The 14,513-nt window shown below is 39.8% G+C and carries 12 protein-coding genes and 1 pseudogene; 6 read left to right on the top strand and 7 right to left on the bottom strand.

Going from position 1 to position 14,513, the window contains the following annotated elements:
* Positions 1–3: 3 nt before the first annotated feature.
* The 3 genes from H6G40_RS13265 to H6G40_RS13275 all read right to left on the bottom strand — a co-directional run bounded on the left by H6G40_RS13265 (position 4) and on the right by H6G40_RS13275 (position 3,036).
* Positions 4–1,659 carry a CHAT domain-containing protein gene (locus tag H6G40_RS13265; RefSeq protein ID WP_190537808.1) on the bottom strand — a complete coding sequence of 552 codons (1,656 nt, stop codon included), beginning with the start codon at positions 1,657–1,659 and terminating at the stop codon, positions 4–6.
* 63 nt (positions 1,660–1,722) lie between these two features.
* A complete protein-coding gene (gene holA / locus H6G40_RS13270; RefSeq protein WP_002738836.1) occupies positions 1,723–2,706 on the bottom strand; it encodes a DNA polymerase III subunit delta in 984 nt (327 codons plus the stop codon).
* Positions 2,707–2,883: 177 nt separating this feature from the next.
* Positions 2,884–3,036: a WD40 repeat domain-containing protein gene (locus tag H6G40_RS13275; protein WP_199309417.1), complete on the bottom strand. Its 153-nt coding sequence runs from the start codon at positions 3,034–3,036 to the stop codon at positions 2,884–2,886.
* Positions 3,037–3,234: 198 nt separating this feature from the next.
* Between H6G40_RS13275 and H6G40_RS13280 the strand changes: the two genes are divergently transcribed.
* On the top strand, positions 3,235–4,149 hold the full coding sequence (locus H6G40_RS13280) for a Ycf66 family protein (protein ID WP_069474317.1): 915 nt from the start codon (positions 3,235–3,237) through the stop codon (positions 4,147–4,149).
* 196 nt (positions 4,150–4,345) lie between these two features.
* On the opposite strand, the gene H6G40_RS24165 is transcribed toward H6G40_RS13280, so the two are convergent.
* Positions 4,346–4,537: a transposase gene (locus tag H6G40_RS24165; RefSeq protein WP_103111750.1), complete on the bottom strand. Its 192-nt coding sequence runs from the start codon at positions 4,535–4,537 to the stop codon at positions 4,346–4,348.
* Between the two features lie 345 nt (positions 4,538–4,882).
* Here H6G40_RS24165 and H6G40_RS13290 point away from each other — a divergent pair, with 345 nt between their 5' ends.
* The 3 genes from H6G40_RS13290 to H6G40_RS13300 are packed head-to-tail and all read left to right on the top strand — an operon-like array spanning position 4,883 to position 9,054.
* Entirely contained in the window at positions 4,883–6,133 is a 1,251-nt protein-coding gene (locus H6G40_RS13290; protein WP_081330828.1) for an NACHT domain-containing protein, read from the top strand.
* The gene (locus tag H6G40_RS13295; protein ID WP_081330824.1) at positions 6,130–8,169 is read left to right on the top strand and encodes an SH3 domain-containing protein; all 2,040 of its coding nucleotides are present in this window, start codon (positions 6,130–6,132) and stop codon (positions 8,167–8,169) included. The genes H6G40_RS13290 and H6G40_RS13295 overlap by 4 nt, the downstream gene beginning before the upstream one ends.
* 33 nt (positions 8,170–8,202) lie before the next feature.
* On the top strand, positions 8,203–9,054 hold the full coding sequence (locus H6G40_RS13300; protein ID WP_069474319.1) for a M15 family metallopeptidase: 852 nt from the start codon (positions 8,203–8,205) through the stop codon (positions 9,052–9,054).
* Here H6G40_RS13300 and H6G40_RS24170 read toward each other — a convergent pair.
* Both H6G40_RS24170 and H6G40_RS13305 read right to left on the bottom strand, forming a co-directional pair.
* Positions 9,026–9,299: pseudogene (locus tag H6G40_RS24170) on the bottom strand (hypothetical protein). The gene H6G40_RS13300 and the pseudogene H6G40_RS24170 overlap by 29 nt on opposite strands.
* 64 nt (positions 9,300–9,363) lie before the next feature.
* On the bottom strand, positions 9,364–12,690 hold the full coding sequence (locus H6G40_RS13305) for an AAA-like domain-containing protein (RefSeq protein ID WP_069474320.1): 3,327 nt from the start codon (positions 12,688–12,690) through the stop codon (positions 9,364–9,366).
* Positions 12,691–12,804: 114 nt separating this feature from the next.
* On the opposite strand from H6G40_RS13305, the gene H6G40_RS13310 reads away from it, so the two are divergent.
* A complete protein-coding gene (locus H6G40_RS13310) occupies positions 12,805–13,161 on the top strand; it encodes a hypothetical protein (protein ID WP_002738767.1) in 357 nt (118 codons plus the stop codon).
* 117 nt (positions 13,162–13,278) lie between these two features.
* Positions 13,279–13,515, top strand: a complete 237-nt coding sequence (locus H6G40_RS13315; protein ID WP_002738997.1) for a hypothetical protein — start codon at positions 13,279–13,281, stop codon at positions 13,513–13,515.
* 65 nt (positions 13,516–13,580) lie between these two features.
* Here H6G40_RS13315 and H6G40_RS13320 read toward each other — a convergent pair whose 3' ends face one another.
* Complete coding sequence (locus tag H6G40_RS13320; protein WP_002739398.1) at positions 13,581–14,504, bottom strand: lysylphosphatidylglycerol synthase domain-containing protein; 924 nt, start codon at positions 14,502–14,504, stop codon at positions 13,581–13,583.
* Positions 14,505–14,513: the final 9 nt, after the last annotated feature.

Consider the following 14,513-nt stretch of genomic DNA (forward strand, 5'->3'; position numbering starts at 1 on the left):
TAATTATTCCACCACAAATGCGAGGATTTGGCCTTGGCAACTGCCGAAGCGAATCTGTAAACCGGACTCTAGGGGAACTTCTTGGTTATGTACCTGCTTCCAGTGGCCATCTTGGTAGATAAAAGTACCAAAACGGGAGAAATCTTCGAGAAAGTATTGATAGTCTGGATAATCGGCATTTTTACGGCAAATTATCCGACAATGGTTTTTACTAACCCATTTTTCAGTAATCTGTAGATCATTTTCCATGTCCCGTCCTATATTCATGGCACCACCACGGATTGACCATTTTCTTTCGGGACGATCAAGATAGTATAAGAAAGCGGCGGGCATGGTTCCGGAGATATTGGGCATAACCGTCGGTGATTGAGTCTCATCAAGGGTTTGCAGTAATTGCCCGTCGAATTCCGGGTGCATATAGAGAATCGGCAAAGTCCAAGCGGGTTGATTGTACTTGTAGAGGGTTAATAACTGCTGCCTGGCGATACGAACGGCCTGATCGATAGGGACTCTCGGACCGGGAAACAACTTGGACATCTGCGCTTCTTTGTCTTTGAACCCGAGGAGGCTGCGGGTAAAAATTTCGATAAAACTCAAGGCCTCTCGATCAGCGATCGCATCTCGCATGGCCAAAACTGCGGGAACGCCATGGTGAATCAAGACTTCCGCCAGACTGATGCGGGGAATCATCTCCTGACCCGATTTAGCGGGATAAGCCCCCCAACAGGCATTAAAAACCGCTAAAATAACTTGATTTCTCACCAAAGCTTGGGCTAACTCCGTCCCGTTTAGCTGTTCCCCCGGCCGCAGAAATAGGGAACCGCCATTGGGGGCGGCGATTCCGTGACCAGCGTAGAAAAAAGCTTTATATTTACCCGTATCCAAGGCCTTGGTCAGTTCTTCGGCCCCCGGTCGAATTAGGGTATCGACTTTGACTTTCACTCCCCAATTCTGGAGGGAACCACTGCCCCCAGGGGAGATAGACCGGATGAGATTGGCGGCCTCGGATTCCAGTGCCTGGTCGGGATTAGTTTCTCCATCGGTATTAATGGCGGTGAGGTTGAGGGAACTAGCGGCGGTTTTAATCTGTTTTTCGCCGATAACTAAGAGAATATTGAGACTATTACTCGGTTTTATCGGTGGTAGTGGTTCCACATCGCTGGTGGTCCGGCTAAAGAGTATATTCGGATGCAGAGATATAGCCTGTTTACCCGCTTGCTGCATAATTTCCCAGGGCAGCAGAATTAAATAGGGATTGCGACATTCCAAGCGAATTCGCAGGGGCTGATTTTTGCCGAGAGCGATTCCCTGACTTTGGGCGAAACTTTGACCAATTGATGCTTGAAATAACCATTGCCAGAGACTAATACCTAGTTTCTGCATTAATCGACCTCCATAACTGCCGCCTTCTCCCGAAAGAGTCAGTTTAGGTCGGGGATTTCGCTCTAATTGCTCTAACATCGGCAAGGTCGGCATTTTTTCCAGACAGAACATTTCCTGCCATGCCATCCATTCCGTGGTTAGACTCTCGGTCCATTCACAGTCATGATGCACATATCCCCCCGGTAGGGGTGCTTTCGTCACCCAACGGGCGAAATTATTACTCGTGGCTAAACTAGAGATGGCTAAATTTAGACTAGGGATGGCATCATCGGTCATTGTGGTTCTTGAGAAGTCTCTAGAATCTTATTCTAGAGGATTTCTGAACAGCAAGGAAGAGTATTAAGTCACCAATAAACAACAAAGTTCAATAATTTTTGTTTGCAAAGTTGCCAAAGGTTCTGCACCCCGCTTGAGACGATATTCTAATTCCAGAAGTATGGGCAAGGTGGCGAGAAGTTGCTTAGAAGAAAAGGATTGTATCTCTTTGCGAATGAAATATAGTCGCTTGGGATTGGCAATTTCGGCGGCGGCGGCGATATTTTTCTCGTCTTTTTCTCCTTCTTCAATTTTTAATTTTACTATTGCCCAAGTGCGAAATTGACCCCCTAGGGTGGCGGTGATAGCCAAGGGGTTCTCGTTACGATTTAATAATTCATTGACTAATTCGAGGGCCTTGCCTGTCTCCCGTTTTAAAATCGCACTAGCTAACTGTAGGCTGCTTTGATTGCTGGCATTGACTAAGCTTAAAATGTCCTTTTTGTCAATAGTTCCCGCCGAATTATTTTTAAATAAACGCAGTTTTTCTAACTCCATCCACAACAAGCGGCTGTTATTTCCCACTGATTCTGCTAAGAGTTCGATCGCATCGGGGGTTAATTTTACCCCCACTTCTTTGGCAATTTCCCTAACTCTTTGGGCAATTTCCTCGACTTTCCAAGGCGGAATTAGTTCAAATTCTTTAACCTCGGCCTGATTTTGGATAAACTTACTCGATTTTAAGCGGGAGTCGGGTTTTTTGGCACTGGTTAATAACAGATAGGAATTTTCGGGTAAATTGGGCAAAGTGCGCTGTAATTCCTTAAAAATATCCTCGGAACATTGTTGACAAATAACCGTATCGGCTAACCAAACTAAACGATTTCCCATGCCGAAAACTGGAGTCATCGCTTGATTGAGGGCCTCGATAATTGCCTCATTGCGATCACCATTAATTTTATCATAATTAAACTGTATCCAATTGGGATCAAGAAGTTTTGCTTGCAGATTTTTCACCGCTTGGTTGATAGCAAATTCATCTTCTCCCCAATAAAATATTGTCGGCATGAGTTTCTAATTATAGCAGTTAAGTAGGTAGGTGTTAAAAGTTGTCAGACACCCCTCTGATCAAGGGGGGACTAAGGGGGAATCGGCACCCCCCTTATTAAGGGGGGCAGGGGGGATCAGAAGCGAAATTTATCTTCAATTTAATTATAACTACTTACTTATCTTGAGGTGTCACTATTACCCATTTTGCCAGATTTTTACAGTTTTGTCAGCACTACCAATAATTAAATATTTACCATCGGCACTAATTACTAAAGATAACAGTTTGTCTGTGGGTTGATCAAGAGTTGCTAATTTTGCTTTGCTTGTTAAAGACCAAAACTTAATCATTTGATCCGAAAGCTTGTTTAATCTGATCAGCACAAGCAGCAGAGGATAAACCCAGAATTTCCTAATATTAACGCTGGCTATTCATAAACACAGGTAAAGACTATCTGACTCGATAATTTCCCAAATTAATCAAAAAATAGACTCGATCGACCCCAAATAACGCACAATAAAAAAGGAAATGTCAAAGGAGAATCGCAAATGTTGCCCTATATCCTAGCGGTCGTGGTGGGATTAAGTAGTCTCTACCTCCTCACCACCGCTTTTATCGCCCCCGATCGCCACCGTCAAGATGATTTTCTCTGGAGTGCGGTAGGATTATTCTATGCCCTTGTCCTCTGGTTGTGCGCGGGAAGGATTACAGGCGCTATCCTCCTCGGACAAGCTGCCGCGGCCATATTATTTATTGCTTTTGCTTGGCAAACTCTCAAACTCAGACAAGCACTTTTTTATCCCGACAAACCGGTTAAATTATTTACTATTGTCGGTTGGTTAGGCAATCGTCTGGGGAAAGTTACTCCCTCTCAATCCCCTAAAACTAAAGCTAAACCTGAGAAAGTAGCAGCAAAAGTTAAAGAAAAGGTTAAAGAAACGGTTGATCCCGTTGTCGAAACAGCGGCAGCTATCGGGGAAACTATTACAGAATCAGTGACAGAAGTTGCGGAAAAAGCTCAAGAAACGGTTGCCTCCGTTGCCGAAAAAGCGGCAGCTATCGGGGAAACTATTACAGAATCAGTGACAGAAATTGGGGAAAAAGCCGAAGAAATTATTGATGATGGAGAAACTTTCGATGATTTCGATGATTTCGATGATTTTGATTTGGCAACGGAAGAGATCAAACCCTCCGAAAATGCCCCAGAAATTCCCCCGACTGAACCTGTCGCAACTGTTGAAGTCGAAACTATTGCCGTTAGCGAAACGGTGATTATTGAAGTTACCGAGGAAGACTTGTCTCCAGAAGAAAATATCGAAAAAGATACTCCCCCAGAAACTCGATCACAAAGGGAAGAAAATTCCCCCCCAGAGGAAGATTTGCCCCCAGAAAAAACTATCGGAGAAGATACTCCCCCAGAAACTCGATCGCCAAGCGCAGAAAATCCCCCCTCATCGGATTAAAAGTTAAGATTATTGAGCGGGTGGGTTAGGCAATAATTACCCAAGAAATGGTTCTTCGTTACTTGGTATGGTTTGATAGGGGGGCATAAATCGACTAAATCCTTATCTGGCAAGAGACTTAATTGATTAGTTCGTTCTAGATCGAAAACAATTGACAAAAATTGCCAAATGTCTTTCTATATAAGGGTTACATTTATTATAAACCCCGTCCATTGCATAACACAAACCGAAGAACCATGATTCCCTGACTTTTCCACTGTTTATAATGCCAGAACATGGTGGAGTAGGGAGAGAAATCTTTCGGGAATTCCCGCCAATTACAGCCATTTTTGAGTTGATAGAAAATCCCATCTAAAATCTGTCGTTTTGTCCCTTTCGGGGGGGCCAGTCAATTTCTTCTTTGGCAATAGCGGTTCTGCGATAGACTACTCTTCATTCGTCATACTACTTGAGTAGATTTTAGCTTACTCCTCTATTGATTTTCGGGGACGACTAGACGGTGGCGCATTCACTGACGGGGTTCAGACCAAAGTATTGCCGTTAAACAGGCTACAGACTCTCTTCCCTGAAACCTATAATGGACAAGGTTTTCGCTTCACCTTTTCAGCCTAGCATCTACATTATAAAAGATACCAAATGGGTTCTATAATAGATTTGGTGGTTGGGAGATTAAAGCCTCAATATCAAACTGGGTAAGCATTCTTCCTTGATTTTTCCAATCGGGTCTAAAAAAATGATCATGCCTTCAAATCCTTTCACTATTGGTCAACGAGTTACTCCTGAAAATTTCATTGGAAGAAAGACATTAATCAGGAGAGCATTGCATCAGATTAGAAGCCGTACTTCTCTAGCGGTTTGGGGTGGTCCGGGTATGGGCAAATCATCTTTTTTAAAACTGCTAACATATCCTATTATCTGGGAACAATGCGGGCAAGATTATAGCCAAGCAGTTGTTGTATTCATTGACTGTCAAAGCCTGGAACCTTTTAAGATTTCTGATTTTTGGCGCAATATTTTAGTAACAATTAAAAATAATTTTTCTTTCTTAAAAACCAGTATTGATACTCTTTCAGAAAAACCAGAAGCCACGGTTAATGATTTGCTTATTATCTTGCGTTTACTTAAAGAACAGGGTAAATTTTTAGTTTTACTTATCGATAATTACGATGTAACCTTACGTCCCAATTCCCAATATACGAAAGCTGATATAGATACCTTCGTCAGTCAGTGTCGTACCCTGGCTCAATCCGAGGAGCAAAATATCTCGATAGTTGTGACTTCATCTCGTCGGTTGAGTCAAATTGGTCCAGAACTTACACCTGATAAATCACCTTGGTATAATGGTTATTTATTTGAAAATCTTAAGCCTTTTACTAATCAGGAAGTAAACCTTTTACTCGATAGAAGTGAGAGTCTATTGGGTTGGAAACAAGCTATCCGTAAAATTGCTGATGGTAATCCAGCTTTACTGCAAAATGCTTGTTTCTTATTATATGAAGAATTGGTTTCGGGAAATAACCTTAATGAGAAAAAATTTATTCAAGAATTTCAAACAAACACTTTACACTTATTTCAAGCTATTTGGCAACTGTCCACTGAAACAGAGCAAAATTTGTTAATGTTGCTGGCTTTATCCCAATTAGAAGGCAAATTAGGAAGGAGTCGATACGCTCTCGGCGGAATTGAAGCGATTTTCAGTCAAAAAGAAATAGAATTAAATAATTTGGTTGAGCGAGGTATCTTAAAGAAGGTAGAGGGAGAAGAAAATACTACTTATTCTTTCTGCTCATCTATAATGGAGTGGTGGGTGATTAAGCAAATCGAGAATAGCCAGGAAGAGGAGTTGAAAAAACGACAAAGAGGATTCCTTAATTTAATGAGCCGCCAACAGACGACAAGAGTTAATACTGCTATTCGTTGGCTATGGCAAAATAAAGATAAGATAGCATCTATCATTGAGCAAGTAGGGGGGTTATTATCATGATGACAACACAAACAAGGCACATAAATCCCTATATTGTCGGTCGTCCCATTTATGACCGAGAGTCATTTTTTGGCCGACGGAAACTTTTTAGATTTATTGAAGATAATCTCAAACAAAATACACAAGTTGTTTTGCTGCATGGTCAAAGACGTATTGGTAAATCTTCTGTACTCATGCAAATTCCTAATTTTGTGGGACTAGGTGAGTTCGTGTTTATCTATTTTGATTTGCATGATAAAACGCGACTACCACTTGACAGTATCTTACAAAATCTTGCTTCAACTATTGCTGATAAGTTGAATATTCCTCAATCAGAATCTTTGTCCTTGAATTATAAAACGGTTTTCTCTGATGAGTTTTTACCTCAAGTAATTGAGGTCTTAAAAGAGCAGAAACGAAAAATGGTTTGGTTATTAGACGAATTTGATGTTTTAAATGATCAAACACCTGATTCCCCAGTTGAATCTTTTTTTCCTTATCTGGAAACTCTTATCGGTCAATACAATAATTTATTTATCATTCCAGTAATAGGGAGAAGAGTAGAAGATTTAACCAACTTAAAAAGCTTATTTAGACAAGCTGTCAATCAAGAAATTGGCTTATTAGAAAAATCAGATGCTAAAGCATTAATTACTAAACCTGCTGCACATTATTTAAACTATGATTCTCAGGCTATCGATGCAATTTTAGAATTGAGTTCAGGTCATCCTTATTTTACTCAAGTGATATGTAATGCTCTTTTTTTACAAGCTGAAGAAGAGGATAAGTCAGAAATTACCTGTGATGATGTTACTAAAATTGTCGATGATGCAATTGAAACTGCTGAAGGAGGACTAGCTTGGTTTCGAGATGGATTACCGATTCCTGAAAGAGTTGTTTTTTCAGCAGTAGCGCAAGCGGAGAAAATGGCTGAGAAGAAAAATAATTCAGTGACAGAAGAACCTTTAAAATTGCTCAGAGAATATGGAGTTATCATAACAGAAGCTTTAAATAAAGCTACAGAAAATTTAGTTCAATGGGAATTTTTAGAGAGAGTAGAAAATTCAGAATTTCATTACAAAATTAAAGTTAAGCTAGTTCGTTATTGGTTGGTTAAACGCTATCCTTTAAGACAGGCTATCTGGGATTTAGAAAAAGTTGATTTAGATGCTTGCCGACTTTTTGAATTGGCCGAAGATATAGCTGAGAATCGTAATTTATCTAGTTCCGATATTTATGAACAAATTACAAAACTGAATCCTAATCATTTTACGGCTTTATTTAAATTAGCTGAAGATTATCTTGACACTAAAAACTATCAACAAGCATTAGAAAAATATAATAGAGCATATAAAGTTGATCCCACACGCGCTTATGAAGGATATGAGCTAACGCGAAAAGAGAAATATAAAATTTGGTGGAACAAAAACTTATCAAAATTAACTTTATTTTTGGCATTTTTACTAACAATAACTTTAAGTGCTAATCTGTTTCAACTGTTACAAATACAAACACACCTTAAACAAAAAAAAGCCAGACTTGACGAATTAGAAAAACTAAAGGAAGAAAATGCCAGACTTGCTAAACAAGTAAGAGTATTTGCTCCTACTCCTATACAATCCAAAAGCACTAATGCCACAATTGTAGGAAACCCAGGGAAGACAAATATTCGCAGTGGTCCTGGTTTAGAATATGCACCAAGACATATTGCCTATCCAGGCGATCGTGTTCAAGTTATCGAATCTGCTAGAAATAGTGATAACTTGCCCTGGTACAAAATTTATTTTCCCCAATCGGGGGCTGATGGATGGATTGCTGGTAATTTACTTTCTATTGACCCCATAACTAATGCTAAAGTTAGCGGCACTCCAGGAACTAAAAATATACGTTCTGGCGCTGGAACTTTTTATGGGGTGGTAGGAACTGTCCGTACAGGCGATCGTGTGCAAATTTTGGGTAGTAGCTATGATAAAAATGGTTATCAGTGGTATAAAGTCTATCATCCTCAGTCCGGTACGACAGGCTGGATTGCTGCTCAATTAATTAGCTCTGACTAGCTCTAGTGTGATTTTTCATCTACTACAACTAATATGAAATCTTTTATTTCAGCTTTTCGATATTTTATTATTCCTATAATTGTTGTAATGGGTGTATCGATTTATTTAGGGTTTAAACAGCCGACTGAACCGCCAACCACTGCGATAGTTTCTACCTCGCCTTCAGTTTCTTCTACTTCTCTAATTTCTCCTGCTCCTATCCCTAAAAATACTCTAACGCCTCCCTTACAGCGACCTTATCCTTTGGCAAATACATCCAAAGCTCTGCCAGTTCCTTCGCTCAAACAGATGGTTACTGGTGCTGATGACATCTATTCACTATCTTCGCCACCTCCCAAGAATCACACTGTACCTTCACTCCCTAACCAAACTGAAATTCCTTTTCATATAAAATACGAAGAAAATGCTAATGATTTAGTGGAAATTGGTATTTTCTACGAACGTAAAGCATATCTAAATCGAGAAGCGGCAGAGATGTTTAAACAGATGCAATTAGCCGCTCAACAAGAGGGAATTGAGATCATTCCTGTTTCTGGCTTTCGCTCAGTTGCCGATCAAAAAAAGCTGTTTGAGCGACAAATTCAACGCCAAGGAGGCAAGAAAGCAGCCTCTAAACTGAGTGCGCCTCCAGGTTTCAGCGAACATCATACAGGCTATGCTCTCGATGTTGGTGACGGTAAAAGTCCTAATACTTTCCTCAAATTGACATTCGACTCTACTGAAGCCTATCGCTGGCTAGAAGTTCACGCTGCTCAATATGGCTTTGAACTATCATTTCCGAAAAACAATTTCCAAGGTGTTAGTTATGAACCTTGGCACTGGCGTTTTGTCGGTTCAGCAACAGCTCAAGAAATTTTTAGAGTAGCAAAGACACAAAGACAATGATTATACCTAGACTCTCTCGTTGACAAAAGGTCATTAGATAAAATTCTAGCGTTAAAATCAAAAATGTTGGGTTCTTCTTTACTTGGTATGATTCTATAGGGAGGCATAAATCGACTAAATCCTTATCTGGCAAGAGATTTAATTGATTAGTTCGCTCCAGATCGCAAACAATTGACAAAAATCGCAGTAATGTCTGTTTCTATAAGGGTTTCATCCCTTATAACCCTGTCCGTTGCATAAGACAAACCGAAGAGATCAAGAAATTAACTAATTAATTTAACCTTCACCCCCCACCCAGTCAAACCAAGTTTAAAATGTGAATGGTTTTATTTTCCCGGTACACAGGGATAGATTTTCTCGTTTTTCGGGACGAGTCCTGAGATAATCTTCTAACCAAAAACAACCTCGATCGAGCAATTTTTGTAAATAATTATATTCTGTTTCTAAGGGCCAGCGATGCTTTTGACCATCCCTAGAAATAATCACAATTTCTTGACCATCAGGACTAAAAGTGATCCCATAGACGATATCTTCTTCTATTTTAAACTCGGAGCGCAAATTTCCGTCAATGTCCCAGCGTCTAGCTGTACCATCCCTTGAAATAGCAGCGATTTTTTCACCATCGGGACTAAAACTAACTCCATAAACGGGAAAAGAATCGGTTTTAATCTCCTTTAAAAGATTGCCCTGTAAATCCCAAATTTTAATCTTTCCCCGAGTAGCGGTAGCAATTTTTTGATGATCAGGAGAAAACACCAAATTATAGATAATATTATCATCGGCTGTCCAAGAATTAATTAATTGAGGCCGATAATTACTTAAATGCCAGTATTGAACTTTTCCCTCGCTTGTTCCCGTGATTATTGCTGTTCCCTCTCCATTAAAAGCAAGACTATAAATCGGTACTTGACTAGCAGTAAATTCTTGAAGCATTGTTCCTTTTTGGCTCCAGATTTGTACTTTTCCATTTCTTCCTGTAATCGCTATCTGATTACTATCGGGATGAAAAGCTATACTATAGATTGAGCGCATTTTTGTGGCAAATTCTCTAATTTTTTTTCCCTGGGAATCGAGTAAAGTAATTTGACCATCTTTGTTAGCAATAGCGATAATATTGCCCTGGGAATTAATGCTAACGCTGGTATTATCGACCCTAGTTTTATTTAAATTGTTCAGCTGCCAAATTTTAGCCGTTTCATCACTCGATCCAGTTACCACCTGTTTTCCATCTTGACTAAATACAGCAGTAAAAACTGATTCTTGATGTCCTCTGAGAGTAGTTATTTCTTCCCCTTGCATTCCCCAAATTTTAGCACTACCGTCACTAGATGCAGTAATTATAAACTCTCCATCAGGACTAAAATTAACACTGTTGACAAAATCTTGATGTCCCCGGAAAGTAGCTATTAAATTTCCCTGTAAATCCCAGATTTTAGCAGTTTTATCGGCCGCTGCTCCGGCAATTTTTTGACCGTCGGGACTAAAATTAACACTATAAAAAGCCTCAATATTATCTTGACCTAAACTCAAGATAATTTTACCTGATAAATCCCAGATTTTAATCGTACCATCCCGGGAAGCGGTGGCAATTTTTTGACCATCGGGACTAAAACTAGCTGCATCTATCGATCTTTTATGTCCCTTAAATACCTGTAAAGTTTCACCTGATAAATTCCATAATCTAGCGGTTTTATCCCTGGAAGTGGTGACAATTTTTTGACCATCGGGACTAAAACTAACACTATAAACTGATTCTTGATGGTCAGGATAGGTGACTAAATTTTGCCCTTGCAAGTTCCAAATTTTGGCGGTTTTATCTTCGGAAGCGGTGGCGATTTTTTGACCATCGGGACTAAAACTAACACTATAAACTGCTCCCTGATGACCTGTCAAAGTTTGAATATTCTCACCTTTTTGATTCCAAATTTTTACCGTCCCATCTTGGGAAGCAGTGGCTATTTTTTGACGATCAGGACTAATACTAACACTATAAATAGTTCCCCGGTGTCCTTGCAGTTGGTTTTTTTCTTGAATACGATCTAAAATTTGTTGTAGGGTAATAATTGGACTTGTAGCAGGATATTTACTCAAGGTTTGCCCATCAGTAACGATATTTTTTAAACTATTGACTGCTTGCATGGCCGCAATTAAAGATTCTAATTGTTCAAATTGAAATTGTTGCCAATCACTATCACCCTTGCGCTGTAATTGAATACCTAATTGAGCGGTTTCTACTTGCTGCCACGCTTGTTTTACCTGAATAAAAGCTAAGAGAGAACCCAAAAGAGAAGCAATTAAAATTACCGAGCCAATTTGAATTCTTTTCGTAGCTTTTTGGTGAGCAATTGCTAGAATTTTATTAGCTTGTCTCTGAGTTTCTAGACTAATTTCTGCCTCTCTTTTATCGAGATTTTGACTAGCAGTTAAAAACTGATAATCAAGATTACTTAAGCTTTTTCCCTGAGACCAATCGAGGGCATTATTTAAAGCTTTTCCGCGTAAAAGCCGCGATTCATCGGTATAATTAGACCGTTGCCATGCGGCGATCGCTTCTGAGTAGGGACGCAATTGCTCTAATTGTTTTTCTACCCAATTGAGATTAAATATTTCTCGATAAATAGGATTATAAACTACTAATTTATTATCCTTTTTTACCACTAACCCCGATAACCTTAATTCCCCTTGTTCTGGACTATCATCGCAGAGGATTGCCCCCTTTTCTAAAATTTGTTGATAGATGCCTAACAAACGACCCGCTTTGTCTTGATTTCTTAACAAGCGATCGGCAATAGTTCGCAGATGCACTGGTTCATCTTGAGATTCCCAATTATTAATAATTCTTTCTTTGATCAGCGTCTCAATATCTAAATTACTTTCCAGCAATAGCTGACAGATTTTCTGGGTTAAAAATGGCTGTCCTCCCGTCCAAAAAATAATTTTTTCTAAGCAGTCGGGTTGATAATTACTTTGACCGGATAATCCCGCAGCTAGAGGAGCAATTTCTGCAAGATTAAATCCCGTTAATTCGATCGCTTGGCCGATATTAAAAGATGTTTGCGTCTTTTCGCGAATTAAATCTGCTGGGGTAGCCACACCGAATAAAGCAAAAGTAATTCTTTCATACTGGGAATTTTCCGCTCTTTGGTTATAACAATAACGAATCAGGGAAAAAAAGTCATCTAGAGAAAACTGTAAACTGAGAATTTTATCAATCTCGTCAATAAAAATATATATTTTCTCTCCCCGACAATAAACTAATAAAACTTCCTCAATAAATTGTCCCAAACGCTGCACGGGGGGTAAATCCTCTCGCTCGCGCAACCAGGATTTAAGATTAATTTTTCCCGTCAGATTAAATCCTAAAAACAAACGGGTGATCACGCCGTTATACCATTGGGATAAATTATCATTGCTACCAATACTGGTTATATCTACGGACGCGCAATCCCTGCCCAATTGCTGTAAAATATGAGTTACTCGTACCCTTAAACTGGATTTGCCCATCTGACGACAGTTAAAAACGTAGCAAAATTGACCATTTTTCAACGCCGTTAACAGTTCTTGATCGGCATTTCTCTCGATATAGGTAGGATGGTTATAAGCAAGACTACCCCCGACACGATATTGATAATTCATGATTCTTAAACAAAATTATTTCAATGTCACCAAAAGAAATAAAATAGACAATTGTGATTTAGATATCTATAATGCAAGGATAATCGCTATTGACAACCTATCCTCAAGGCAATTATGAAGAAAACTTTTTTCACCTCCATCGCCGTTAGTGCCACCCTCGTCAGTGGTATTGTTTTAGGTACTCTTGATGCCGGCAGCGCTTCCGCTTGTGCTTTCGCTAAAGGTAAAAGCATTTTTGGCAGCAATACCACCTTCCATGTGGATCCTAACAAACTTATTTTAGGGGTTGCCGCCGCTACAGGAGCAATCACCCTAGCTGGTGTTTTAAGCTACCGTCGTTTTCACTCTGCGCAGCCTCCTGAAGATACCACCGCTAACCTGCCGGCGGTATTTCCTATCCCCATTCCCCCCGCAGCTTTAAACGCGGCAGTGGAAGTGGAAGAAGCGGCAGAAACCAGCAAAATCTCCTAAAAATCCGCTAGATTTCCTCAAAAAAGGTGTTGTCATCCCCGCAGCTTTCCCGCTAGGCAACACCTTTTTCTGGCTAATTGTGTCCCAGTTATCAGAATTTCCAGCCATTTTTAAGTTATGTTAAAAGGTGCAACCCTACCACCAGAGGTAAAGATGGGCAACTCCACCACATTTTCCGACACCCCACTTCACAAAGATCATCACACTTGGGAGCATTTAAAACAAGCCATCGCCGCTAGTTCCGGTTTTCGGCGTTGGCAGCAAGAACAACTAGAATCAGGTAAAAATAGAGACGATGCTGATGCTCGCATTTGTTCCTATCTACGCGAAACTTTAGAAACTTTAGCCTACTAGATTGATGCTCCCCAGCTATGACGGCATGGGGACTTTTTTTGTCCGTTTAAGCTAATTTGCAGGCCTTATTTTCTGCGAGCTTCGTAACCCAATAACCAGACAAAAGCGACAATTAAAGGCAGGAAATAATAAATAGCTCGATAGGCGATTAAAGAACCGAAAAGCTCGGCATTAGATACATATTCGGGGCGTAATCTCAGCATGATAAACTCAAAAACACCTATTCCCCCCGGCACATTGCTTAATACCCCTGCTGTCATGGCAAATACGTAGAGACCGAAAAATCCTAAAAACGAAGTATTATGGTTGTCTGGGAGTAGAAGATATAGAACTCTAGCGGCTAATATCCAATCAATAAAAGTCAACAAAATCAAAGCCAAGGAAAGAGTCCAAGAGGGTAAATAGATATTTTCTTTGCCGATTTTTATCGGTTTTTTATAAGTGAGAGTCAAGAAAAAATAGCCCGTAACTAGCAATAAAAAAATTACTCCTAAAGGTTTAGTAGTTAAAAAAGGTAATTTTAAAAGTTGAGGAATCCGTTGGGGATCAACGAGGAAACTTACACCACCAATCCCTAACATTCCTAACCAAAAGCTTAAATGGGTAAAAGTGATGACTTTGGCAATATCCACCACCCCCACCCCCGCAGGAGTATAGAAACGATAACGGATCGCGGTCCCAGAAAATAAGGTTAAACCAATGGTATTACCAAGGGCATAACTGATAAAAGCAGTACGGATAATAGTGCCTAAAGCTAAGGGATGATTGATATAATAAAAACCTAGGCGATCATAACCCGTCATCGACAAATAACCCAAAGCCATCCAAAAAACAGCTTCTAGCTTACGACTTGTGGTAATATGATCCAAACTAGCCAAGAGTTGGGCAAAAGTGTAGTGTTTAAATTCTTGACTAATTGCCCAGACCGCTAGAATAAACAAACTCAAGGACAGGATAATCGGAGCAAAACGCAGGATTTTTTTATACATCTTATTTTT

Source organism: Microcystis viridis FACHB-1342 (assembly GCF_014698335.1).
Taxonomy (GTDB): Bacteria; Cyanobacteriota; Cyanobacteriia; order Cyanobacteriales; family Microcystaceae; genus Microcystis; species Microcystis ichthyoblabe_A.